This is a genomic window from Celeribacter baekdonensis (genome assembly GCF_003047105.1).
Classification (GTDB): domain Bacteria; phylum Pseudomonadota; class Alphaproteobacteria; order Rhodobacterales; family Rhodobacteraceae; genus Celeribacter; species Celeribacter baekdonensis_B.
The window spans coordinates 1,921,023-1,943,294 of the sequence record NZ_CP028475.1 but is presented as its reverse complement, the minus strand read 5'-3'; the positions used below and the strand labels follow the sequence as shown (position 1 = coordinate 1,943,294).

Below are 22,272 nucleotides of genomic sequence, written 5' to 3'. Positions count from 1 at the left end.
CGTCATGCCGGGCGCGGTCCACGCAGGGCTCGGACGACAAAAAACATGCCGATCAGGATCATCGGAAGGGACAGAAGTTGGCCCATTTGCATCCCGGCAAACACCGCGCCATTTGGATTGGTGGCGGTGATGAATTGGCCGTCGGCTTGGCGGAAAAATTCGACGATAAAGCGCGAGATGCCGTAGCCTGCAAAAAACACGCCCGCAACAAGGTCGGGACGTTTGAAGGCGCGAAACCCCCAAACCATCACCAACAACAGGCCGCCGAGAATCAGCCCTTCCATCCCCGCCTCATAGAGTTGCGAGGGGTGGCGGGCGCAGGGCGCGGAAATCGTGGCACAGGCCTGCGCTGCATCGCCCGGAAAAACCACCGCCCAAGGCCCATCCCATGGCTTGCCCCACAATTCGGCGTTCACGAAATTGGCGATCCGCCCCAACATCAAGCCCGGAGGTGTCGCCATCGCCAACATGTCGGCGAGCGAGCCAAGCGGTACCTTGTGTTTGCGGCCCCACAGGGCTGCGGCAATCACCACGCCAATGAAACCTCCGTGAAAGGCCATTCCGCCTTGCCAGACCATCGGGATTTCAATCGGATGAGAGAGGTAATAGCCCGGTTTGTAAAACAACACATAGCCCAGCCGCCCGCCGACGATGACGCCCAAAATCAGCCAGGTCAGCAGGTCTTCGAATGCCGTGCGGTCCATCGGCGGAGTGTCATTCGGCCAAAGTCGCGGCGTTTTGAGCGCGCGCATGATCAACAGCCAGCCGATCAGAAATCCACCGATATAGGCCAGCGCATACCAATGGAGCGCAAAGTGAATAGGTCCAAGGTCCAGCTCAAACAAGATGGGCGACAGGTCGGGGAATTGTATCACGGCGGGGATCATTTGAAACATGGCGCAACTGTCTCAAGAGCGGCGGGGAAGTCAACCTTGTGATTTGCCCTTTTGCCCCCATATAGGGAAGAGATATTCACGAATGCGTTTCGGAGACAGCTATGCAAACCCGCAACAAGATCCTCGATGACATCTCCCAATTGATGACCAACGCCATGGGCGTGGCTCAGGGAGCAAAAGAAGAGGCGGACACCGCGCTCAAAGGGTTGGTGGATCGTTGGTTGGCCGACCGCGATTTCGTCACCCGCGATGAATTTGACGCGGTGCGCGCCATGGCGCAAAAGGCCCGCGAAGAGAATGAAGAGTTGAAAAAACGGCTCGACATGATGGACCGAAAGAAAAAGGTCTGAGGGTCTCGGGTCACACCGACCGTCTTTTCCGGTATCTTGTCAGGCTTTGCGTCTGGCGATCAGGCTCCCGTTTTGGGGGCCTTTTTCTTGTCCACAGGCGGGGTTACGGCTCTGTGGAAAAAATGGGCAAGCTGTGGATGGGCGTCGATTGCTGGGGATAACATAAATATTTCGCTTTACAGGCCCGATGCTTTGCGCACACCATATCTGGTAAGGGAACGTGGTAAACCCGCCGCCCCTAGAGCAGGCACCAAGTCTTAGTGGTCGTTACGGGGATGTCGCGCAGGCCACAGGACGCAAACAGACGAGGCCGCGTATGTCGTTTATTGAGCAAAATTTTTCCAGCGAAATCCATCCGATCGACCTGTGCGAGCATTTGGCCGAGCACAATGATTGGGAATTTGATCGGGTGACCGAAGATCAGATCGCTATGGCGGTCGAGGGTCAGTGGCGCACCTATTCGCTCACGCTGGCATGGTCTGATTTTGACGAGACCCTGCGCCTGATCTGCACCTTTGAAATGGAACCGCCCGAAGACAAGCTGCCGCAGATCTATGAGGTGCTCAATCGCGCCAATGATCAGATTTGGACCGGGGCCTTCACCTATTGGCCGGAACAACATCTGATGGTTTATCGCTATGGTTTGGTGCTCTCAGGTGGGCAAATCGCCGGGCCGGAACAGGTGGATCGTTTGATCGGGTCTGCCGTCGGCGCGTCTGAGCGGTTTTACCCGGCGTTCCAATTGGCCGCTTGGTCGGATCGCACCCCTGCCGAGGCGATGGAAGTCGCCATTTGCGAGGCTTATGGTCGGGCGTAAAGTGCGCGCAGAAACGCAAAGCCTCATGCGTTGCACTCGGCATGATGACTGATAAAGTGCCCCCTGATCCCTCAGGGGGTCTTTTTTTGGCCAAAGTGAAGGATGTGACCATGGATGATTTGAAAACACGAGGGCTCGTGCTTTTGGGCTGCGGGAAAATGGGCTCGGCCATGCTCAAGGGCTGGCTCGCGGGTGGTCTGCCCCCCAGTTCGGTCACCGTGCTTGATCCGCATCCCTCCGAGTGGCTGCAATCGACCGGAGTGGCGCTCAACACCGATTTGCCCGCCAATCCGGCCATCGTTTTGGTCGCAGTCAAACCGCAAATGATGGGCGATGCCTTGCCCGCGCTGCAAAAGCTTGGCAATGGCGACACAGTGTTCCTGACGGTGGCCGCCGGGATTTCCATTGCCACCTACGAGTCTATGCTGGGTACAGACACACCGATCATTCGCGCTATGCCAAACACTCCCGCCGCCATCGGGCGCGGCATCACCGGGATCGTCGGCAATGCAAAGGTCTCGGGGGCGGCGCTTGATATGGCGGACGGCTTGCTCAAAGCTGTGGGGCAGGTGGTGCGGCTCGACACCGAGGCGCAAATCCGGCCTTTGACGGCGATTTCTGGCTGTGGTCCGGCCTATGTGTTCCACCTCATCGAAGCCATGGCTTTGGCGGGCGAAAAGGCGGGGCTTTCCGCAGATGTCGCGATGCAATTGGCCAAAGCGACCGTGGGTGGTGCTGGGCAATTGGCCGAAGACTCGGACGAAGACCCGGCACAATTGCGCATCAACGTGACCTCTCCGGGCGGCGTCACCGCCGAGGCGCTGCGGGTTTTGATGGATGAGACGGACGGGTTCGTGCCCCTGATGGAGCGCGCGGTTGCCGCCGCGATCACACGCGATGAGGAACTGGCCTGATGAGCGACCCCATCAGTTTTGACGATTTTCTCGCCGTTGATATCCGTGTTGGCACCGTCCTGCGCGCTGAACCGTTTCCAGAGGCGCGCAAGCCCGCGATCAAACTCTGGATCGACTTCGGCCCGGAGATTGGCGAGAAAAAAACATCGGCCCAGATCACCGTGCATTACACGCCCGAAACCCTGATCGGCCAACAGGTCATGGCGGTGGTGAATTTTCCACCCCGCCAAATCGGCCCCTTCATGTCGGAAGTCTTGGTCTTGGGCTTTCCCGATGAAAACGGCGCGGTCGTTTTGGCCCAGCCCAGCCTGTCGGTGCCCAACGGCGGGCGGATGCATTGATCTTTATTGCGATCTTTACCGTGGCCTAAACACTCAGATCGGGCTTAAAGCGTTCCGCCATAAACCTGTTTCACGGGTTTATGGCGGAACGCCCGCACCATGGATATGTCTGGCAGCGTCACGCCTTTCTCCTGTCTCAGGTTAAAGGCGTGACGCTTTAATCGGCCCGGTCGCCCATGGCCTCGCGCCAATGACGACGACACAGCGACACGTAACGCTCGTTGCCGCCAATCTCGACCTGCGCCCCTTCGGTCAACACCATGCCACTCTCCGACATACGCACCACCATCGTCGCTTTTTTCCCGCAATGGCAAATCGTGCGCACTTCGCGCATTTCATCGGCCAAGGCCAAAAGCGCAGCCGAGCCGGGGAACAGATTGCCCTGAAAATCAACGCGCAACCCATAGGCCATCACTGGCACGTTCAAATCATCGACCACGCGGGCCAATTGCCAGACCTGATCTTTGGTCAAAAACTGGGCTTCGTCGATAAAGATACAGGCCACGGAGCCGTGCGCCAGGCGATCATTGATCTTGGCAAACAGATCATCGCCCTCATCAAATGTATCCGCCTCTTCGCCAATGCCGATCCGGCTGGCGATGTGACCCTCTCCGGCGCGATGATCAAACCGCGCCGTGATCAAATAGGTCTCCATACCGCGTTCGCGATAATTATAAGACGCTTGAAGCAACAGGGTCGATTTGCCCGCATTCATCGTCGAGTATTGAAAGTAGAGTTTTGCCATGGCCGGGGTGTGCCAGAAATCTTGTGCTGGGATCAAGGTGCCGCATGGGGGAGAGCTAAAAAATCTACCTGTCTTTACGGTCAGGGCATGTGGACAGGCCAACTGAGAACACGAACGGGTGGAAGCCAGAACAAGAGGAGACACATCAATGGTAAGAACCGGCGGTTGCCCGGAAGGGCAGGGGATGAGGGTGCCGAGATCTGACAGTGTTGATGCGACGTCCTTTCCGAACTGGCTTCCACCCGACCCGATGTTTTAAGGCACCGGATACTGATGAATTCCCTGCAACGGCAGGTAGACACTTGTATGTCATGTGATATTTAGGAAATTAATGGGAAATGGTGGGGTAAATTCCCCATCGGGGAACGCCCCATAGAAGGGGGCGTGGTTCGTGTTAGGACGGGGTATATGGACGCAGCTGGAAATTATCTGAAAAAGCACACAGAGGCTTTGGTCAAAGACGTGGGGTTAGAGGCCGCATGTGCTTTAACTGGAAAATCCAAGGCCACTTTAGGCCGATATTATTCCACCTCGGACGAACATGCGGACCGCTTTATGCCCGTGGATGCTGTGGCCCAACTTGAAGCGGCGGCCAGCTACCCACATGTCACGTCCGCCTTGGCAGAACTGAAAGGTGTGGCGCTTTCCTATGATGCGGCGCGTAACGAAGGCGCGCGTGCGGGCAGCGGGGGCGTCAACACCGATGTCGTGGCTCTGTCACAGCGTTTTGCCATGCTGATGGCCGAATATTCCGGGGCCATCGAGGATGGGGTCATCACCATCAATGAGGCCAAGCGGCTGTTGCGTGAGACGCTTGAACTGCAACATGTGTTGATTTCGATGAAGCTGCATTTGGAACATGAAGCGATCTAAGAGATCAGACCTCTGATCCAAACGCAAAAGAAGCGGCCAGAGCCGCTTCTTTTTTCATTTCTATCAGGTGCTTATACTGATTTACGCTTCGGCGCTGCGACCGCGATTGCGCTGAGGGCGTCCGCCATTGGCCGCTTTCGGCGCGCCGCCGGGCTTGCCAAAACCGCCGCCACCGCGACGCTGACCACCCCCATTGCCGCCGCCAAAGCCGCCACCGCCACCGGGTCCACCACGACGACGACCGCCGCCTTGTTTCGGCTTTGCCGGGGCTTTCATATCGGGATGGGCCCAAGAGGCCGCCGTCGCGATCGGGATCGACAGTTTCATCACTTTTTCAATCGCGCGGAAATCGCCAAGCTCGTCGGGCGCACAGAACGCAACCGCTTTGCCTTCACGACCGGCACGTGCGGTCCGACCGATGCGGTGCACGAAATTCTCCGGCACGTTCGGCAGTTCAAAGTTGTAAACGTGGCGCACCTCGGGGATGTCGATGCCACGCGCGGCCACATCGGTCGCGACCAACACTTGGATCTTGCCGGTGCGCGCCTCTTTCAAGGTGCGCTCGCGCTGACCTTGGGATTTGTTGCCGTGGATCGACCCGGCGTTAAAGCCCGCCGCGGTCAATTGTTTGCTCATCCGCTCCGCGCCATGTTTGGTGCGCGAAAACACCAACGCCAGCTCGTCTTTGTGATCGCCCAACATCTTTTTCAAGAGATCGAGTTTCTCCGGCTGTGGGATAAAGTGCACCTCTTGGGCGATTTTATCGGCAACCTTGCCCGCAGGCGAGACTTCGATGCGGATCGGTGAAGTGAGGTAGCTTTGGGCAATCTCGTTCATCTGTTTCGACATCGTGGCCGAAAACAGCATGGTCTGACGTTCTTTGGCCAACATCGGCACCAGTTTGCGCAGCGCATGGATAAAGCCCATGTCGAGCATCTGGTCGGCTTCGTCGAGCACCAAGAAATTGGTCTCATTCAGGCGTACAGCTTTGCGGTCGATCAGGTCCATCAGACGACCGGGGGTCGCGATCAGGATGTCCGTGCCGCGTTGCAAACGGTTGATTTGAGTGTTGATCGAGACGCCACCAACCACACGGTTGAGCTTGAGGTGGGTGCCCTTCATGAAGGGGAACAGGCTGTCGGCGATTTGGTTCACCAACTCACGGGTCGGCGCCAACACAAGCGCGCGCACGGTGCGATCTGCCGGTTTGTCGCCGGAACTCAGCGCCATGTCCAAAAGCGGCAGGCCAAAGGCCAATGTTTTGCCGGTGCCGGTTTGTGCCAGACCCATCACGTCGCGGCCATTCATCACTTCGGGGATGGCGCGGGATTGGATCGGTGTGGCCTCAGACAGGCCCATTTCGGTCAACGTCGTCAGAAGGCGCGGCTTGAGGCCGAGCATGGAAAAATCAGTCATGTATATCCTTTGGGTGGGCGGTAACCCACACGCGAAACGCGCCCCGAATGGGACGCCTTGATGGTCGCGGAAAAGGTCTCCGGTGAGGGCCACATGCCCGCCCCGTCTTTCCGCCGGACCCCTGCGTGATTTGGGAACCTTATGGGCGTGTTCCGCCCGTCATCGACCACCTGAGGCGTTTCACATGAACGCGGCTGCTCACGCGGCAGCATTGGGTGTCGATGGGCGACAGATGCGGCAGAATGGGGGATAAGTCAAGGTTTATCGCTGCACTGCAAAAGCGACACAAAAAACGCCCCGCAGAGAGCAGGGCGTTTTGAGACGTAGTCACGCGTTTGAGGCGCTTACATATCCTGCAAGCTACAGACCTCAATCTCCCCTTCGGTGCGCGATTTGATCGCCATGGCAGCGGCGTGGGATGCGGCGGCTGTGGTGAAGTAGGGGATTTTATCATAGAGGGCGACTTTGCGAATTTCGCGTGAATCGTCAACGGCTTGGCTGCCCTCGGTCGTGTTGAGCACCAAAGCGATGTCACCGTTTTTCATCATGTCGACGATGTTCGGCCGGCCCTCATAGACCTTGTTTACCACGGTGGAGGCCACGCCGTTTTCTTTCAAAAACTTCGCGGTGCCGCGTGTGGCGATGATCTCAAAGCCAAGTTCGACCAAGGTCTGTGCGGTTTCCACCATCTTCGGCTTCTTGTCGTAATTTTTCACCGACATGAACACTTTGCCTTCAGACGGGAGGTCAGTGCCCGCGCCCATTTGCGCCTTGAGGAAGGCGCGCGCGAAGGTCGCGTCAGTGCCCATGACTTCGCCGGTGGAGCGCATTTCTGGCCCCAAGATTGTGTCGACGCCGGGGAAACGGGCGAAAGGCAACACGGCTTCTTTCACCGCAAAGCGCCCGGTTTTGCTCGGATCGACCAGAGTGAAGTCACTCAGTTTCTCCCCCGCCATCAGTCGTGCGGCGATCGAGGCGATCGGGCTGTTCACGGCTTTGGCAACAAACGGCACGGTGCGCGAGGCGCGCGGGTTGACCTCGATGAGGAAGATCTCGTCGTCTTTGACTGCGAACTGAATGTTCATCAGGCCGACCACGTTGAGCGCCAGCGCCAGAGCTTTGGTCTGGACCTTCAGCTCTTCGATGATCTCGGGTTTGAGAGAGTAGGGCGGCAGCGAACAGGCGGAGTCACCGGAGTGAACGCCGGCCTCCTCAATATGCTGCATGATGCCCGCAACATGCACTTCGGTGCCGTCGCACAGCGCGTCGACGTCAATCTCGGTCGCACCAGACAGGTAGTGATCCAACAACACCGGGCTGTCGCCCGACACCACCACGGCGGTGGAGATGTAGCGGTTCAACTGATCCATATCGCGCACGATTTCCATCGCGCGACCGCCCAAAACGTAAGACGGACGAATGACCAGTGGGAAACCAATATCCTCTGCAATCGCAAGGGCTTGGGCGTCTGTGGACGCGATCCCGTTGTGCGGTTGTTTGAGGCCCAGACGGGTGACGAGGTCTTGGAACCGCTCACGGTCCTCGGCCAGATCAATCGCGTCCGGCGTGGTGCCGAGGATCGGGATGCCCTCGGCCTCCAGTGCGTTGGCGAGCTTCAAAGGCGTCTGGCCGCCGAACTGAACGATCACACCATGCAACGTGCCGTTGTCTTGCTCGACGCGCAGGATTTCCATCACATGTTCAAAGGTCAGCGGTTCAAAATACAACCGATCCGAGGTGTCGTAATCGGTCGACACGGTCTCGGGGTTGCAGTTGATCATGATCGTCTCATAGCCCTGTTCAGTCAGCGAATAACAGGCGTGACAGCAGCAGTAATCGAACTCAATGCCCTGGCCGATACGGTTCGGACCGCCGCCAAGAATGACCACTTTTTTGCGATCAGAGGGCCGGGCTTCGCATTCCACTTCGCCCATCATTGGGGATTCGTAGGTCGAATACATATAGGGCGTTTGGGCCTCGAATTCGGCGGCACAGGTGTCGATGCGTTTGAACACCGCGTTGACGCCGAGATTGCGGCGAGCGCGGCGGACATTGGCCTCGTCACGTCCGGTCAATGTCGCCAAACGCGCGTCGGTAAAGCCCAACATTTTGAGTTTGCGCAGACCCGCTTCGGTCACGGGAAGACCCTCTTTACGCACACCGGCTTCGGCCTCAAGGATCTCGCGGATGCGGGCTAAGAACCAAGGATCAAAGCTGTTGATCTCCTGGATTTCCTCATCGGTAAAGCCAAACCGCATGGCTTGGGCAATCACGCGCAGGCGGTCCGGCGTGGCGCGGGCCAATTCGCGGGTGATGGTTTTGTCGATCATCTGTTGGGCTGCGGCATCCACGCCCAAGAAAATCCGTGACAGTGTGTCGGCTTCGCCGTCCGCCTCGATGATTTGTGCAGGTGTCGGCATGTCCGGCAGTTCGATTTCGTCAAAGCCAGTGAGACCCGTTTCCATCGAGGCCAGCGCCTTTTGCATCGATTCGTGGAAAGTCCGGCCAATCGCCATCACCTCGCCGACGGATTTCATCGCGGTGGTGAGTTCGGGTTTGGCGCCTGGGAATTTTTCAAAGGCAAAGCGCGGGATTTTGGTGACGACATAGTCGATGGTCGGCTCAAAGGAGGCGGGCGTGACCTTGGTGATGTCGTTGTCCAATTCGTCGAGCGTATAGCCGACGGCCAGTTTTGCGGCGATTTTGGCGATCGGGAAACCGGTTGCTTTCGAGGCCAGCGCCGAGGAGCGCGACACGCGCGGGTTCATTTCGATCACGACCATGCGGCCATCGACCGGGTTGATCGCCCATTGCACGTTCGACCCACCGGTTTCGACGCCGATTTCGCGCAGCACATTGATCGAATGGGTGCGCATCAGTTGGTATTCTTTGTCGGTCAGCGTCAGCGCCGGGGCGACAGTGACGGAATCGCCTGTGTGCACGCCCATCGGGTCAACGTTTTCAATCGAACAGACGATGATGGCGTTGTCGGCGGTGTCGCGCACCACCTCCATCTCATATTCTTTCCAGCCCAACAGCGACTCATCGACGAGGATTTGCGCCATCGGGGAGGCCTCAAGACCAGACCGGCAGATCAACTCGTAATCGTCGCGGTTGTAGGCCACGCCGCCGCCGGTGCCGCCCAAGGTAAAGGCGGGGCGGATGATCGCCGGAAGGCCGATGTCTTCGAGCGCGTCCATGGCCTCGGCCAGACCGGCCGCGATGTCGTATTTGCCGTTGTCTTTTTTCGGTGCGGCAATGATCGTGGCTTTCGGGTTCTCGATGCCAAGGCGATCCATCGCTTCGCGGAACAGTTTGCGATCCTCAGCCATTTCAATGGCTTCGCGTTTCGCACCGATCAATTCGACGTTGAATTTGTCCAACACGCCCAGATCCGCCAAGGCGAGTGCGGTGTTCAAACCGGTTTGACCGCCCATCGTGGGCAAAAGCGCATCTGGGCGCTCTTTTTCGATGATCTTGGCGACCACTTCGGGGGTGATCGGTTCGATATAGGTCGCGTCCGCCATATCTGGATCGGTCATGATGGTCGCCGGGTTGGAGTTCACCAGAATGACCCGGTAGCCCTCTTCTTTGAGCGCTTTACACGCCTGAGCCCCGGAATAATCAAATTCACAGGCCTGCCCGATGATGATCGGCCCCGCACCAATGATCATGATGGAGGAAATGTCGGTTCTCTTCGGCATGGCGGACCCCGGATGTTTGAGCAGCTTTTGCGTACCCTCTAACAGGGTGCGCGCAAATTGTCGTGGGTTATAGCTATGGAGTCCGTGGGTGCAAGGGGGCGTTTCAAAAAACTGCCTCCTTGCGTTGCATATTCACAGGGGGCGCTGGCGCAGATGGGGAGGAACATGTGAATGCGTTGGAATCAGTATTTGCGATAGGCCGAATATCCAAAAGAGCCGACCAAAACGGTCATGAGGATTGTCCCGAAGGGTTGGAAGGGGACGAGGGGCCAATGAAACCGACCTTGGAGCCAATACGCGAGATCTGGGGCGAAATTCGACGTCAAAGCAATGATTGCCACGATCCATGGCACCCCGCGCGTGAGGCCGATCCGAAAGACGAAGAATGGGGCAAAGGCGGCGACAACAATGAAATGGTAGCTCCAGCTCAGAGGGTTCACCAGCGCAAAAAGACCCATGATAAAGGCCCAAACCCATCCGCTGTCTGCGCCGCTGCGGTGTGCTCTACGGATCATGAGAGCGCCGACAATCAGCGTTCCGATCAACATCAATGTTGAAATCATTTGCCAAAGCCATGGTTTTGGCATGTAGAAAAAGCCGAGGCCGTCCTCAGGGACAAGATCGTACATATATCCCCAGTCCGGGAAGGGGCGTTTGACCAGCGTGTCTTCAAAAAAGATTTGTCCAACCAGAGGGTCAAAGGACCAGGAGACGGGTGTCACAAGGACTGTGTTGGAAATCGTTGAGACGGCATTTAGGAAAATCGCGTGCAGTGGCCAGCCGGTGAGGGCAAGGGATGTGAGGCCCAAAGCCAGTCCTGTGGCCACAAAGGCCAATGTTGCCTTGCGGTATCCGGCGGCCCAAAAGAGAATGATGAAGATCGCGGGGTAAAGTTTGATCCCGGCCGCGAGGGCGAGGGCGGTCCCCCCGATGATCTCATGTCCGTTCCGGGCTCTTTCAATGCTGAGAAGGATGAGAAAGGACACCAAAATCTGAAACTGGTTTTGCATTAAGGCAATTTGGCCTATGGCACTGAAAGAAAAGAAGATCATCCCGATGATCAGGGTGGGAATAACGGGAAAGCGCCGCTCGCAGACCCGTCCGGCCAGTAGGATGCAAAAAGACAAAAGCACCGGATTTATGAGGGCAGCAATTGTGCGAAGCGTCTCATAGTTGGTGACTTTGGTCAGCTCTCCGAACAGGACCGCCCAAATCGGGGGGTAAATGAAGGGAAAGACCTCTTCGGTTTCGGTGCCGACTGTCAGGGCTTCGTACCAAGCGCGCGGTGCAATCAGATCGAACAGACCATGCTCAAGCGGCGGGTAGATGTTTTGCGTTTCTCCCGCGACCCAAGCCTTGCCTGCGAGCCATGAGGCGAGAAAATCCGGCGATGCGACGGCCGCATAGATGTTCATGCTCAAAACCGTGAAGCCGAAAATGAGAAAGAAGGCTGAGAGAGTGTCGGAGCGCCGCCTCTTCTTTTCAAAAGAATTAATCTGCACGCCATCACCCTCTAAAACTCGATATTTATAAATGTTTTTAGATGTTTTAACCACAATCGAAGTTCACGCAAGACCAGACAGGCGGCGCAAGGCTTGACTTTCTAGCCCCAGACGAGTGTATCAGCCCAAGCACCTAATGACACCAATGCCCAGTTATTCGAGGGATCAAACCATGCACGCCTATCGCAGCCATACCTGCGCCGATCTGAACACATCCAATGTGGGCGATACCGTCCGCCTGTCTGGCTGGGTGCACCGCATCCGCGACCATGGCGGTATCCTCTTTGTCGATCTGCGCGATCATTATGGTGTCACACAGGTGCTTTGCGACCCGGACAGCCCGGCGTTTTCCGCCATGGAAAAGGTCCGCGCCGAATGGTGTATCCGCATTGATGGCACCGTGAAGGCACGCGATGAAAGCCTTGTGAACACCAAACTCCCCACCGGCGAGATTGAAGTGTTTGTGCGTGATATTGAGGTGCTCGGCGCCTCGGCTGAATTGCCGCTCATGGTCTTTGGCGATCAGGAATACCCGGAAGAAACCCGCCTGAAATACCGCTATCTCGATCTGCGCCGTGAGGCGATGCAGCAAAACATGATCCTGCGGTCCAACGTGGTTGCCGATCTGCGTCAGCGTATGTGGGGCAACGGGTTCAACGAATTCCAAACGCCGATCATCACCGCGTCCTCCCCTGAAGGCGCGCGGGACTTTTTGGTGCCGTCGCGGTTGCATCCGGGCAAATTCTACGCCCTGCCGCAAGCCCCGCAACAGTTCAAACAGTTGCTCATGGTCTCTGGTTTTGACAAATATTTCCAAATCGCGCCGTGTTTCCGCGACGAAGATCCGCGCGCCGATCGCTCGCCGACTGATTTCTATCAGCTCGATATGGAAATGTCTTTTGTCAGCCAACAGGATATTTTTGATGTCATGGAGCCGGTGATCGCCGGGATGTTCGACAAATTCGGCAAAGGCCGTTTGTCCAACCGCGATTGGCCGCAGATTTCTTACAAAGACTCCGCGCTTTGGTACGGCACCGACAAGCCCGACCTGCGTAACCCGATCAAGATGCAGGATGTGTCCGAGCATTTCCGCGGCTCTGGCTTTGCCATTTTTGCCTCGCTTTTGGAGCAAGAGGGCAATGAAGTCCGCGCCATTCCGGCCCCGAAAGGCGGCTCGCGCAAATTCTGCGACCGGATGAACAAATTCGCCCAACAAGAGGGTCTGCCGGGGATGGGGTACATCTTTTGGCGTGATCAGGGCGAAGGCATGGAGGCCGCCGGTCCGCTGGCCAAAAACATCGGCCCGGAACGCACCGAAGCGATCCGTCAACAGCTTGGTCTTGAGGTTGGTGATGCGGCGTTTTTCTTGGGCGGCAAACCGAAGTCTTTCCAACGTGTCGCAGGCAAAGCCCGCACCGTGATTTGGGAAGAGACGCCGAAAGCCCCCGAGGACGAAAACTGGCGCGATGCATTCAAATTCGCTTGGATCGTGGATTTCCCGATTTACGAACAGGACGAGGAAAGCGGTAAGATCGACTTTGAACACAACCCGTTCTCCATGCCGCAAGGTGGGATGGACGCGCTTGAGGGCGATCCTCTTAAGGTGCTCGGCTGGCAGTATGACTTGGCCTGTAACGGCTACGAATTGGTGTCCGGCGCGATCCGCAACCACAAGCCTGAGATCATGTTCAAGGCGTTCGAACTGGCCGGTTACGGTAAGGATGAGGTCGAAAAACGCTTTGGCGGTATGGTCAACGCCTTCCAATACGGCGCTCCGCCGCACGGCGGTTGTGCCCTTGGGATTGACCGCGCCGTGATGATTCTGGCCGACGAGGACAACATCCGCGAAGTCATCCTCTTCCCGATGAACCAGCGGGCCGAAGACCTGATGATGGGCGCTCCGAACGAGCCGACCAATGAGCAGCTGCGCGAATTGAACATCCGGGTCATTCCGCAGGAGTAAGACGCGCCCGGCAAACAGTCCAGTGGACTGTTTTCAGCGCCCAAGGCCCGCCGCGCTCGGGTCTGATGACTGTAGACTTTCAATACACAAAAGGCGCGAGGGCATCCTTCGCGCCTTTTTTATTTCGGGTGAGACCAGACAGCCGCGCGGGATGGGCACCGCCGTCACATCATGCGGATGGATGGGTCAGACCACTTTGCGCGGCTCGATCCGGGCCTGAACCAGACCGGCAATCCGTGCCAAATCAGAGCCATAGGGCAACCCCTGTTCGCGGTGGTCAGCTAAAGTATGCGCCGCCGTTTCCATTTCCGCATCCCCCGCCGTGCGCGCGACGCCCGACAGGAATTGCGCAATATAATCAAGCATGTCCTCGCCGCCATCGGTGGTCAGAAGATCGGCAATATGGACAAAATCATCCTGCAACGCGATCAGATCCGGCCAAATTTCTTCGTCGGTGATGGCATGCAGACCGGAGGGGCGTGCAGCCGTCGGCAAGCAAGAGAGAATTTTTTCTTGGAACGCGCCGAGCGAAGAAATCGGTTTTTCGATAAACCCATTGGCCCCGGCCGCAAAGGCCAGTGCCTGCGCGCCACTGTCGCCCGACATGCCCAGCACAACGTCAACACCGGGGCGGGCATGGCTAAGATCGTCAATCAATTCGGCACCTGACCCATCGGGCAGGCCAAGGTCGACAATCACCACATTCGGGCGATAGACCCGCAAATGTTTACGTGCGGACTGAAGGCTGTCGGCGCGGCGAATGCGCGCGCCCGAGCGCAAACACAATAGCCGCATTGCCTCAGAGGCAAATCGGCTGTCCTCCACGACAAGAACAGTCAGGCCCAAAAGAGGGCGTTCGGGGGTTGGGCTTTGGGGCGCCAACAGGCTTTCAAGATCATCATTCATTGCTCACAGCTCCATCCAGTGCGACTCAGAGTTAAACGCAGAACTGGTGAATGAGCGGTTAACCGGGAGACATGTTGGACAATGGTTGCGCAAAACGTTGCGGCTTTGCCCTTGCGAGACGTCCGCCCTCGGGTGATAAGCTCAGGCCAAAGAGCTGTCTTTTGGAGGAAACATCATGATCGGACGTCTCAATCACGTGGCCATCGCTGTGCCTGATTTGGAAGCTGCTGCAGCGCAATATGCCAACACGCTGGGTGCCAAGGTCAATCCGCCGCAAGATGAGCCGGATCACGGCGTGACCGTGGTGTTTATCGAACTGCCCAACACCAAGATCGAACTTCTGTATCCGCTTGGCGAAAACTCTCCGATCAACGGGTTTTTGGAAAAGAACCCGGCGGGGGGCATTCATCACATTTGCTATGAGGTCGATGACATTTTGGTCGCGCGCGATAAGTTGAAAGAAGCAGGCGCACGGGTTTTGGGCACGGGCGAGCCGAAAATCGGCGCGCATGGAAAGCCGGTGCTGTTTTTGCACCCGAAAGATTTCAACGGCTGTTTGGTCGAGTTGGAACAAGTCTAAGTCGGTTGAACCGAAAAGGAGCGCGTCATGGCGATCACTTCTGCAATCGTGCTTTATGCCGTGACATGGTTCATGACCATGTTCATCGCTTTGCCCATCGGGTTGAAAACCCAAGGCGATATGGGTGAAAAAGTGGCCGGAACCCATGACGGTGCCCCGGCCAATTACAATCCCAAACGCAAAGCGATCTGGGTGACGGTGTTTGCCACAGCGATCTGGATCGTCCTTGTCGGGTTGATCAGCTACAGCGGCATCACCTGGCACGATATGGACTGGACGGCAAATCTGCCGTCCGTGGCCGACAGCTAAGCCTAACGGATCTGTTTGCCCTCAAGCCGCATGAACATATGGGTGAATGTGGCGGCCCCCAGCACCGGGATCAACAGGTTGACCACGGGGATCGACAAAGGCACGGCCATCAAAGCGCCGGCCAGCCAAATCTCAGGCATATGGCGTTTGCGCGCCGCTTTTGCGCCCTCGCGACCAAGGCGGCGCATGGCAACCATTTGAAAATACTCCCGTCCCAACAGAAAGCCGTTCAAGGCCCAAAAGATCACAGGGGCGGCGATGTTGAGCAACAGGTACAGCACGAGGGCCACAAGGTTGGCCGCGATGATCACACCAAGAAAGCCCAGGCTGTCGATCACCAAATCAGAGATCGTTTGACGCGGCACGGGTGGCAGGCCGGGGAAATGGCGATCTTCGACGGCCTCTGACACCTCTTCCAGAAAAATCCCGGTAAAGGCCGAGGCCACCGGCACCATCAAGAACATCGACAGCAGAATCATAAAGAAGAATGAGCCGATCGAGAGCGCATTGTCGATCCAATGCACCTCACCGATGAAGGGGAGGGAAAATGTGTCCGGCACAAACACCCCGATGACCCAGACGAAGGCCAGATAGATCGCGACCAAAAGCGCCATGGTCAACCCCAATCCTTTGAGCAATACCGCCTGAAATCGTTTGTCACCCAATTGCCCTAAGGCCTTGGAAAAATCGCCAAACATTATTGGTCCACCCAGCTCACAATTTGATCCAACTCGGGACGGGGGCGTTCGGGCGGGGTGCAGGATTCTGTGCCGATATGGATGAAGCCCGCAATGCTTTCATGCGGCGCAAGGCCAAGACCGTTTTCCACAAAAGAGCGATCATGCGAAGCCCAACCGGACAGCCAATTGGCCCCCCAACCCGATGCCAAAGCTGCGTTCAAAAGCGACAGGCACACAGCGCCTGCGGAATAGAGTTGTTCGATGTGGGGGACTTTTTCACTGTCTTTTGGCGAAAACACCACGGCCACGGCCAAATCGGCATCGGCGTATTGGTGCCGGGCTTTTTCGACCTTATCGGCATCAATCCCAAGGCTTTGTCCCAAAGGCGCGATCAGCCCGGCGAGCCGCGCCATCGCCGCTTTTTCTAACACAATCAACCGCCAAGGCTCTAATTTCCCATGATCCGGCGTGCGCAAGGCGGCCGTCAGGATCGGTTTGAGCGCATATTTGTCCGGGACGGGTGCGACCAATGTTTTGGCCGGGCGGGAGCGACGGGTGAGCAAAAAATCGAGAGCGGCAGAATTGGGGTTGGGCATGTCTGGCCTTTTGGTTGCGCGTTTGATGTTTCATGTCGGAGGTTTTACAGTCAGATTCAACCGGGCACATGTAATTAAAGCGTTGCGCCATGGATATGTCTGGCAGCGTCCCGCCTTTCCCCTGTCTCAGGTTAAAGGCGGGACGCTTTAGGCCGATCAGTCGAACAGTGACAGGCGAGTAAGATGGACAAAGAGGCGTTGAAACAGGCGATTGAGGCGGCCTTTGACGGCGAGATATTGGCCGTGCGCGTCACGCCGAAAGCCTCTCGCAATGTTGTAACGGTGGAGGACGGGCAGGTCCGGGTCTATGTCACCACTGTGCCCGAGGGCGGCAAGGCGACGAAAGACGTGGTGAAACTCTTGGCCAAATCTTTGGGGATTGCCAAATCCACGCTCGAATTGGTGCGCGGTGAAACCTCGCGCGACAAGGTGTTTCGCCGGAGCTGAATTCGAGGCCTAATCTTTGACCGGCGTCAACCGATACGCCCCCTCGGGCAAATCCAAAGCCGCGCCCAAATCGTGCAGTTGCCGCATCGACAGGGTGATTTTCTGGACCTCATCTGTACGCGGGTCGAGCTGCTCGATCGTCACGCATTCGGAAAAGGCATTGATGATGACATCCTCTTGCAGGACGAATTCACCTTCGTCCATAAGGGTCACAACGGTGGCGTCGAAGTCGTGTTCAATGGTAAACATATCCCGATGCTACTCTGCCTATGGCCGAATGCAAGAGCGCACATTTGTGTGACTGGTCAGGGGGATAATATGAGCCTATTTCTAAGGCGTCTCTAAGGTATAACATCAGGAAAAGGACTGTCTTGACGTGAAACGCTTGTTCGCAACGGTGATGGCCGCGGGGCTTCTGTCCGGCTGTGTCGAGATGACGTCCATGCCCCCGGCGACCACTGCGCCTGCGCAACCTGTGTCCGCGCCGGTGTCGCGGTCCGGTTCCGTGACGGTCAGTGATTTTGCCAATGTCGTGTCCCGGGTTGAACCCGTGGCGGAACGCGAATGCCGGGCGCGGACCTCTGGGGCGAATTGCGATTTTAAAATTGTCGTTGAAACCGACCCGAAAGCGCCGTCAAACGCCTGGCAATCGCTGGACGCAAGCGGGCGTCCGGTTTTGACCTTTACCGTTGCTTTGATCGCGGATGTGCAAAACACCGATGAATTGGCCTTTGTGATGGGGCACGAGGCCTCGCATCACATCGCCGGGCATCTGGCACGCTCTGAACAGACCGCCCTCACCGGCGCGCTTTTGGGCGGCGTTTTGATTGCGGCGATTGGGGGCGATGCGACGACCATTGAAACCGCGCAAAACATCGGTGCCACGGTGGGTGCGCGGACCTATTCAAAATCCTATGAGCTTGAGGCCGATCAATTGGGCACGGTGATCGCCTATCGTGCCGGGTATAACCCGGTGCGCGGGGCCGAATATTTCACCCGCATTCCAGATCCGGGTGACAAATTCCTTGGCTCACACCCGCCGAATGCTCAGCGCATCGAAACCGTGCGCCGGACCATGGCGACGCTGTAGCTCTGTGCGGGTGGGGGCGTATGTTCGCCCCCACTTGACAGCGCTAGCGCCAAGACCCTATAGGCGGCGCAGGTATTGGGCACCTGCCGCCTGCGGACGTAAGTCACGGTGAAGCCCAACGTGAAAATGACACACACCCTCGAAGCATTTCGTAGGTGGTAATGCAGGCACCCATCTCATTCGAAATGCCTCATTTGAGGAGTGAATGATGTCGTTTGCAAACACAGCCGACAACCGATTTTTGACAGCCACACCCGGACGGCTTTTTGTCGCCAATGCGCTGCCTATGATGCTCATCATGGTCATGAGCGGTCTTTTGACGGTGATTGATGCCGCGTTTCTGGGCCATTTTGTGGGGGCCGATGCCCTTGCTGCCGTCAGCGTGGTCTTTCCGGTTGTTATGATCCCGATTGCCCTCTCGTCCCTTGTCGGCGGGGGCATGTCCAGCCTCCTGGCCCGCCATCTGGGGGCTGGTCAACACAGTGAGGCCGCGGATGTCTTTGCTCAGGCGCATGGGCTGGCGCTTTTTCTGTCTCTTTGTCTCATTTTGGCCTTTGGGGCGGGCGGGGGCGTCATCATCGGTGCCCTGACCGACGGCCAACCTGCACTTGCGCGCATGTCCTATACCTATTTGGCCATCATGGTCTTTGCGACCCCCGTGCAATTGCTTTTAAGCGTCCATGCAGATGCGTGGCGTAACGAAGGGCGCGCGGGTCTTATGGCGTTGATGTCTGTCGGGGTCACCTTTGCCAATATCGCTTTGAATTACGCCCTGATTGTGTGGCTTGATATGGGCGTATCTGGCTCAGCCTGGGGGACAGCACTCGCGCAAGCTCTGGGTCTGCTGCTCCTTCTGGGTTTGCGCACGCGTGGCGCAGGCATTCTGTCGCTCTCCGCCCTCAGACGCTCACGTTGGGTCGGAAAGTGGCGGTCTATTTTGACCCTCGGTGCCCCTGTCAGCCTCAGCTTTATTGGGATCGCACTGGTCTCTGCCTCTGTGATCGTGGCGCTGCGCCTGAGCTCGACCTCCGGCTATGTTGACAGTGTCGCAGCCTATGGGATTGTCACCCGGATTTTCAGTTTCACCTTCATGCCGCTCATGGCCATTGCCCTGGCAACTCAGAGTATTGTCGGGAACAACGTGGGGGCAAAGCTGTATCAGCGTTCGAATGCTGTCTTGCGGCTCGCACTCACTGTATCTGGTCTGTATTGCGCCACAGTCGAGGTGATTTTGCTGACAGGGCACAGCTGGATTGGTCGTGGGTTTGTCACCGATCTGGGCGTTATAACGCAGGTCGGTGACATTCTCCGGCCCATGGCCTCTCTCTATGTTTTTGCGGGGCCGGTTCTTGTGCTCGCCTTGTATTTTCAGGCCATTGGAAAACCCGGACGGACCGCAGCTCTCACCTTGACCAAACCCTTTTTACTTGGCCCTCTGTTGATTGCCACTTTGGCAACGCTTTATGGTGCAAAGGCCATCTGGTTTGCCTTCCCGATTGCGGACGGGATCGTGGGGGCCATCGCCTTTTGGATTGTGATCACGTGCCAAAGGGAGGGCCGGGATGCCGTCGGCTTTGGGCTGTCGGATAGGGAGGAGGCATGATGCAACTGCACTCTGTGAAAGAGGCCAAATTACAGGCCAAAGCACTGCGGATCGCTCTTGCCGCGCAGGGCACAGCCATCACCCATGCGCGGGCGCTCGAACTCATCGCCCATCAGAACGGGTTACGTGACTGGAATACGCTCCAAGCCAAGCTGGCAGAGGCCGAGCCGCAGCCCTTTAGATTAAATGCTAAGGTGCGTGGGCAGTACTTGGGACAGGCCTTCACGGGTCGGATCGTGGCCCTGTCGCGGGTCGGCTCAAACACGCAACTTTCGCTTCAGCTGGATGAGCCGGTCGATACGGTACAGTTCGAAAGTTTCTCAAACATGCGCCGCCATGTCCGAGGGGTGGTCGGGCCTGACGGTCGGTCTCCTCGCAAGACCTCAGATGGCACACCGCATTTGGTCATAGATATTCCAAGTGGTTGATCTGAACGCTCTGAGCGATCTGAAACCGCATCGGCGCCGGGCGCGGGCGTGGTTTCAGATTCGCTCGGGCGCGCTGTCACGTTCAGAACATGCCAACGACAGATTTAAAAAAGCGGTAAACAGCGCCTTAATTTTATGCGTGTGGGCAGCATTTCCGGCGATATTCGGCGTCAGAACCGGTCTTTGACACGGATCAAAGTGTGTGTACGCCGCCTCATGGTTGTTTTGCCGCGAACACTCCAACGCAGTGCAACCCAAGGATCGGAGGCCGCAATGACCAAATTTGGACAATATGACACCCATGCCCTTTTGGTGGATCGAATGGCGGACACGTTAGGCGCGGACCTGACCGAGGCCACACAACGCGGCGAAGGCCCGACGGAGGACGAAAGTCGTGATCGCGTGTACCGCTGTCTGAGCTGCACCAGCCCCGATCTTTGCGTCAAATTTCTCGACGCCCATGCCGAAATGGAAACCACCGCCCGTCAGGCCCCGAGCTATTGCCGCAACAAAGCCGAACTTGAGCGCCTCGCGGCACGATAATCCAAGCCCAAAGGAGGACGAAAGATGTCACAGACAAAGCCCCTTCAACAGGCGTCCCCGCGCCCAGGCAATGCCTGCCTGATGCATGGGATGGCTGAGCGCCTTGGTGCCGATGTCGAACGCGCCGCTGCGTCTGGCGAAATCTCATCGCAGGAACTGACAGATATGGTCACGCGTTGCGGCAATTGCACCCAACATGACGCTTGCATCATCTGGCTCTTGGATCATCAGGGGGCGCAAGATATGCCGCCGGACTATTGTTTGAACACGCAAGAACTCCACTATGTGCGTGCGGTTCAGGGCCAGATCAGTGCGAATTGATCGGTTTTTTGACGCAGAAAAATTTGACGCAGCAAAAAGGGGCCAGATCGGCCCCTTTCGCATGTCTGGACTGCGGGCAACATCAATTGCGCGCGGCTGCGCCCTGACCTTTGCCGCCAAATCCCGACCCGTCAACAGCCAGTGCCGAAAACGCGGTCATCTGTGCCCGTACATTGTCACCGGCGACATCCGCGATGGTGGAGGTGGGGGACACGCCGCTATAGCCCGCATCGGTCAAGCGCGTGACCAAAATCTCGCCTGTGGTGTCAAAGATCGGTCCCAGCGTGGTCAGGCTTTCGTCCGAAAACGCCGAAAACGCGGCGAAATTCGGCGGCCCGCCTGCGCCTTCGGTCTCGCCCACGCCAACAAAGGCATAGCCGGTCAGCGCGACACTGGCCAAAATCAGACCCAAAGCAATCGGGCGTTTGAAATAGAGTTTAAATGGGCGCCAGTTCAGCACCACATGCAAGACCACCACGGCCATCATGGCCAAGCCGATGATTTCATGCAGCCAGCGCCCCAAATCGGTGACGATATGGAAATACCAAAATGTGCCAGTGATCCCGACGATCAAAAATGTGCCGATGGTCAGCGGCGTTGCGAATTTACGGAGGGTGGACATCATCTTTCCTTTGCAATGCTTTCACGTTCTACGCGACAGTCACACCAATCCGTCGCGAAACACCGACAAAATATCATGAATGCTCACCCTGTCGTTGATATGGCCCCGGCCTGTTTTATGCGGGATTGCTGTGGTGCCCGGCGCATGGGGGATTTATACCGGACCTATGCAGATTTTCGATGGCATCATCTCGGATCGCGGCTCCAAATACGCCGTTTCAGGCGCGCCTTGTGCCTCCGCGGAAGCGGCAAAGGCCCTGATCAAAACCCTTTGCAAACAAAAGAAATTCGCCAAGGCCACCCATAACACATGGGGGCTTTTGCTTGCGGATGGTACGCCGATCAAAAACGATGATGGCGAGTCCGGGGCGGGGATGGTGATCCTGCGGATGTTGGAACGTCAAGGCCTGACCGACCACCTCATCGTCGTCACCCGGTGGTATGGCGGCAAACATCTGGGCGGCGATCGGTTTCGCCACGTCCAAGACGCGGTGCGCTATTATTTGGACCGTCTTTGACGCCGGATATGCCAGCGGTAAATCAAAGGGGCCAGAATGTGGTCATAGGCCAGAACCGTGAATGGCCGCACAATCGGCCAGCCTGTCACTCGCGCCAAAACGCGATAGC

The 22,272-nt window shown here is 57.2% G+C and carries 25 protein-coding genes; 15 read left to right on the top strand and 10 right to left on the bottom strand.

The genetic code is table 11. The annotated features are described in order from the left end of the window. Window positions 1–2 precede the first annotated feature (2 nt). Window positions 3–896 (bottom strand): prolipoprotein diacylglyceryl transferase, encoded by an 894-nt coding sequence (gene lgt / locus DA792_RS13100; RefSeq protein ID WP_107720323.1) that lies wholly within the window; start codon window positions 894–896, stop codon window positions 3–5. Between the two features lie 101 nt (window positions 897–997). Between lgt and DA792_RS13095 the strand changes: the two genes are divergently transcribed. From DA792_RS13095 to DA792_RS13080, 4 genes are all read left to right on the top strand, one after another. Next, window positions 998–1,246, top strand: a complete 249-nt coding sequence (locus DA792_RS13095) for an accessory factor UbiK family protein (RefSeq protein ID WP_107720322.1) — start codon at window positions 998–1,000, stop codon at window positions 1,244–1,246. 316 nt (window positions 1,247–1,562) lie between these two features. Further along, window positions 1,563–2,063, top strand: coding sequence for a YbjN domain-containing protein (locus DA792_RS13090; RefSeq protein WP_107720321.1), 501 nt, complete (start codon window positions 1,563–1,565; stop codon window positions 2,061–2,063). Window positions 2,064–2,173: 110 nt separating this feature from the next. After that, window positions 2,174–2,977, top strand: coding sequence for a pyrroline-5-carboxylate reductase (proC, locus tag DA792_RS13085; protein WP_417266870.1), 804 nt, complete (start codon window positions 2,174–2,176; stop codon window positions 2,975–2,977). Next, window positions 2,977–3,318 (top strand): tRNA-binding protein, encoded by a 342-nt coding sequence (locus DA792_RS13080; protein WP_107720320.1) that lies wholly within the window; start codon window positions 2,977–2,979, stop codon window positions 3,316–3,318. Before proC ends, DA792_RS13080 begins: the two co-directional genes overlap by 1 nt. Window positions 3,319–3,475: 157 nt before the next feature. On the opposite strand, the gene DA792_RS13075 is transcribed toward DA792_RS13080, so the two are convergent. Continuing rightward, a complete protein-coding gene (locus DA792_RS13075) occupies window positions 3,476–4,063 on the bottom strand; it encodes a thymidine kinase (protein ID WP_107720319.1) in 588 nt (195 codons plus the stop codon). Between the two features lie 408 nt (window positions 4,064–4,471). Between DA792_RS13075 and DA792_RS13070 the strand changes: the two genes are divergently transcribed. After that, window positions 4,472–4,936 (top strand): hypothetical protein, encoded by a 465-nt coding sequence (locus DA792_RS13070; RefSeq protein WP_107720318.1) that lies wholly within the window; start codon window positions 4,472–4,474, stop codon window positions 4,934–4,936. A gap of 81 nt (window positions 4,937–5,017) precedes the next feature. On the opposite strand, the gene DA792_RS13065 is transcribed toward DA792_RS13070, so the two are convergent. From DA792_RS13065 to DA792_RS13055, 3 genes are all read right to left on the bottom strand, one after another. After that, complete coding sequence (locus DA792_RS13065) at window positions 5,018–6,352, bottom strand: DEAD/DEAH box helicase (protein ID WP_107720317.1); 1,335 nt, start codon at window positions 6,350–6,352, stop codon at window positions 5,018–5,020. Between the two features lie 344 nt (window positions 6,353–6,696). Further along, the gene (gene carB / locus DA792_RS13060) at window positions 6,697–10,056 is read right to left on the bottom strand and encodes a carbamoyl-phosphate synthase large subunit (protein ID WP_107720316.1); all 3,360 of its coding nucleotides are present in this window, start codon (window positions 10,054–10,056) and stop codon (window positions 6,697–6,699) included. Between the two features lie 182 nt (window positions 10,057–10,238). Then, complete coding sequence (locus tag DA792_RS13055; protein ID WP_159075267.1) at window positions 10,239–11,471, bottom strand: glycosyltransferase family 87 protein; 1,233 nt, start codon at window positions 11,469–11,471, stop codon at window positions 10,239–10,241. 259 nt (window positions 11,472–11,730) lie between these two features. On the opposite strand from DA792_RS13055, the gene aspS reads away from it, so the two are divergent. Further along, on the top strand, window positions 11,731–13,521 hold the full coding sequence (aspS, locus tag DA792_RS13050; RefSeq protein WP_107720314.1) for an aspartate--tRNA ligase: 1,791 nt from the start codon (window positions 11,731–11,733) through the stop codon (window positions 13,519–13,521). Window positions 13,522–13,707: 186 nt separating this feature from the next. On the opposite strand, the gene DA792_RS13045 is transcribed toward aspS, so the two are convergent. Then, window positions 13,708–14,427 (bottom strand): response regulator, encoded by a 720-nt coding sequence (locus tag DA792_RS13045; protein ID WP_107720313.1) that lies wholly within the window; start codon window positions 14,425–14,427, stop codon window positions 13,708–13,710. 175 nt (window positions 14,428–14,602) lie between these two features. On the opposite strand from DA792_RS13045, the gene mce reads away from it, so the two are divergent. Together mce and DA792_RS13035 are read left to right on the top strand one after the other, a co-directional pair. Beyond that, a complete protein-coding gene (mce, locus tag DA792_RS13040) occupies window positions 14,603–15,007 on the top strand; it encodes a methylmalonyl-CoA epimerase (RefSeq protein ID WP_107720312.1) in 405 nt (134 codons plus the stop codon). A 27-nt stretch (window positions 15,008–15,034) separates the two neighbouring features. After that, window positions 15,035–15,316 (top strand): DUF1467 family protein, encoded by a 282-nt coding sequence (locus DA792_RS13035; protein ID WP_009573017.1) that lies wholly within the window; start codon window positions 15,035–15,037, stop codon window positions 15,314–15,316. 2 nt (window positions 15,317–15,318) lie between these two features. Here the strand turns inward: DA792_RS13035 and DA792_RS13030 are convergent, their stop codons facing one another. Then, on the bottom strand, window positions 15,319–16,014 hold the full coding sequence (locus DA792_RS13030; RefSeq protein WP_107720311.1) for an EI24 domain-containing protein: 696 nt from the start codon (window positions 16,012–16,014) through the stop codon (window positions 15,319–15,321). Then, a complete protein-coding gene (locus DA792_RS13025; RefSeq protein WP_107720310.1) occupies window positions 16,014–16,592 on the bottom strand; it encodes a nitroreductase family protein in 579 nt (192 codons plus the stop codon). Before DA792_RS13025 ends, DA792_RS13030 begins: the two co-directional genes overlap by 1 nt. Before the next feature lie 183 nt (window positions 16,593–16,775). Here DA792_RS13025 and DA792_RS13020 point away from each other — a divergent pair, with 183 nt between their 5' ends. Further along, entirely contained in the window at window positions 16,776–17,039 is a 264-nt protein-coding gene (locus DA792_RS13020; protein ID WP_107720309.1) for a DUF167 domain-containing protein, read from the top strand. 9 nt (window positions 17,040–17,048) lie between these two features. On the opposite strand, the gene DA792_RS13015 is transcribed toward DA792_RS13020, so the two are convergent. Then, window positions 17,049–17,288, bottom strand: coding sequence for a hypothetical protein (locus DA792_RS13015; protein ID WP_107720308.1), 240 nt, complete (start codon window positions 17,286–17,288; stop codon window positions 17,049–17,051). 127 nt (window positions 17,289–17,415) lie between these two features. Here DA792_RS13015 and DA792_RS13010 point away from each other — a divergent pair, with 127 nt between their 5' ends. The 5 genes from DA792_RS13010 (at window position 17,416) to DA792_RS12990 (ending at window position 21,024) form a co-directional block, all read left to right on the top strand. Beyond that, window positions 17,416–18,129, top strand: a complete 714-nt coding sequence (locus tag DA792_RS13010) for a M48 family metalloprotease (protein ID WP_439099364.1) — start codon at window positions 17,416–17,418, stop codon at window positions 18,127–18,129. Window positions 18,130–18,334: 205 nt separating this feature from the next. Then, on the top strand, window positions 18,335–19,732 hold the full coding sequence (locus tag DA792_RS13005) for an MATE family efflux transporter (RefSeq protein WP_199908060.1): 1,398 nt from the start codon (window positions 18,335–18,337) through the stop codon (window positions 19,730–19,732). After that, window positions 19,729–20,160: a glyoxalase superfamily protein gene (locus DA792_RS13000; protein ID WP_107720306.1), complete on the top strand. Its 432-nt coding sequence runs from the start codon at window positions 19,729–19,731 to the stop codon at window positions 20,158–20,160. The genes DA792_RS13005 and DA792_RS13000 overlap by 4 nt, the downstream gene beginning before the upstream one ends. Before the next feature lie 273 nt (window positions 20,161–20,433). Then, entirely contained in the window at window positions 20,434–20,703 is a 270-nt protein-coding gene (locus DA792_RS12995; RefSeq protein WP_107722696.1) for a DUF6455 family protein, read from the top strand. Window positions 20,704–20,727: 24 nt separating this feature from the next. Beyond that, the gene (locus DA792_RS12990) at window positions 20,728–21,024 is read left to right on the top strand and encodes a DUF6455 family protein (RefSeq protein ID WP_107720305.1); all 297 of its coding nucleotides are present in this window, start codon (window positions 20,728–20,730) and stop codon (window positions 21,022–21,024) included. A gap of 82 nt (window positions 21,025–21,106) precedes the next feature. On the opposite strand, the gene DA792_RS12985 is transcribed toward DA792_RS12990, so the two are convergent. Further along, complete coding sequence (locus tag DA792_RS12985) at window positions 21,107–21,649, bottom strand: DUF4405 domain-containing protein (RefSeq protein WP_107720304.1); 543 nt, start codon at window positions 21,647–21,649, stop codon at window positions 21,107–21,109. Between the two features lie 163 nt (window positions 21,650–21,812). Here DA792_RS12985 and DA792_RS12980 point away from each other — a divergent pair, with 163 nt between their 5' ends. Further along, a complete protein-coding gene (locus DA792_RS12980) occupies window positions 21,813–22,163 on the top strand; it encodes a YigZ family protein (protein ID WP_107720303.1) in 351 nt (116 codons plus the stop codon). Window positions 22,164–22,272: the final 109 nt, after the last annotated feature.

What these genes read in the sequence shown, in the direction of transcription:
- lgt (WP_107720323.1), bottom strand. Translation starts at nt 896, where the DNA reads ATGTTTCAAATGATCCCCGCCGTGATACAATTCCCCGACCTGTCGCCC.
- DA792_RS13095 (WP_107720322.1), top strand. Translation starts at nt 998, where the DNA reads ATGCAAACCCGCAACAAGATCCTCGATGACATCTCCCAATTGATGACC.
- DA792_RS13090 (WP_107720321.1), top strand. Translation starts at nt 1,563, where the DNA reads ATGTCGTTTATTGAGCAAAATTTTTCCAGCGAAATCCATCCGATCGAC.
- proC (WP_417266870.1), top strand. Translation starts at nt 2,174, where the DNA reads ATGGATGATTTGAAAACACGAGGGCTCGTGCTTTTGGGCTGCGGGAAA.
- DA792_RS13080 (WP_107720320.1), top strand. Translation starts at nt 2,977, where the DNA reads ATGAGCGACCCCATCAGTTTTGACGATTTTCTCGCCGTTGATATCCGT.
- DA792_RS13075 (WP_107720319.1), bottom strand. Translation starts at nt 4,063, where the DNA reads ATGGCAAAACTCTACTTTCAATACTCGACGATGAATGCGGGCAAATCG.
- DA792_RS13070 (WP_107720318.1), top strand. Translation starts at nt 4,472, where the DNA reads ATGGACGCAGCTGGAAATTATCTGAAAAAGCACACAGAGGCTTTGGTC.
- DA792_RS13065 (WP_107720317.1), bottom strand. Translation starts at nt 6,352, where the DNA reads ATGACTGATTTTTCCATGCTCGGCCTCAAGCCGCGCCTTCTGACGACG.
- carB (WP_107720316.1), bottom strand. Translation starts at nt 10,056, where the DNA reads ATGCCGAAGAGAACCGACATTTCCTCCATCATGATCATTGGTGCGGGG.
- DA792_RS13055 (WP_159075267.1), bottom strand. Translation starts at nt 11,471, where the DNA reads ATGAACATCTATGCGGCCGTCGCATCGCCGGATTTTCTCGCCTCATGG.
- aspS (WP_107720314.1), top strand. Translation starts at nt 11,731, where the DNA reads ATGCACGCCTATCGCAGCCATACCTGCGCCGATCTGAACACATCCAAT.
- DA792_RS13045 (WP_107720313.1), bottom strand. Translation starts at nt 14,427, where the DNA reads ATGAATGATGATCTTGAAAGCCTGTTGGCGCCCCAAAGCCCAACCCCC.
- mce (WP_107720312.1), top strand. Translation starts at nt 14,603, where the DNA reads ATGATCGGACGTCTCAATCACGTGGCCATCGCTGTGCCTGATTTGGAA.
- DA792_RS13035 (WP_009573017.1), top strand. Translation starts at nt 15,035, where the DNA reads ATGGCGATCACTTCTGCAATCGTGCTTTATGCCGTGACATGGTTCATG.
- DA792_RS13030 (WP_107720311.1), bottom strand. Translation starts at nt 16,014, where the DNA reads ATGTTTGGCGATTTTTCCAAGGCCTTAGGGCAATTGGGTGACAAACGA.
- DA792_RS13025 (WP_107720310.1), bottom strand. Translation starts at nt 16,592, where the DNA reads ATGCCCAACCCCAATTCTGCCGCTCTCGATTTTTTGCTCACCCGTCGC.
- DA792_RS13020 (WP_107720309.1), top strand. Translation starts at nt 16,776, where the DNA reads ATGGACAAAGAGGCGTTGAAACAGGCGATTGAGGCGGCCTTTGACGGC.
- DA792_RS13015 (WP_107720308.1), bottom strand. Translation starts at nt 17,288, where the DNA reads ATGTTTACCATTGAACACGACTTCGACGCCACCGTTGTGACCCTTATG.
- DA792_RS13005 (WP_199908060.1), top strand. Translation starts at nt 18,335, where the DNA reads ATGATGTCGTTTGCAAACACAGCCGACAACCGATTTTTGACAGCCACA.
- DA792_RS13000 (WP_107720306.1), top strand. Translation starts at nt 19,729, where the DNA reads ATGATGCAACTGCACTCTGTGAAAGAGGCCAAATTACAGGCCAAAGCA.
- DA792_RS12995 (WP_107722696.1), top strand. Translation starts at nt 20,434, where the DNA reads ATGACCAAATTTGGACAATATGACACCCATGCCCTTTTGGTGGATCGA.
- DA792_RS12990 (WP_107720305.1), top strand. Translation starts at nt 20,728, where the DNA reads ATGTCACAGACAAAGCCCCTTCAACAGGCGTCCCCGCGCCCAGGCAAT.
- DA792_RS12985 (WP_107720304.1), bottom strand. Translation starts at nt 21,649, where the DNA reads ATGATGTCCACCCTCCGTAAATTCGCAACGCCGCTGACCATCGGCACA.
- DA792_RS12980 (WP_107720303.1), top strand. Translation starts at nt 21,813, where the DNA reads ATGCAGATTTTCGATGGCATCATCTCGGATCGCGGCTCCAAATACGCC.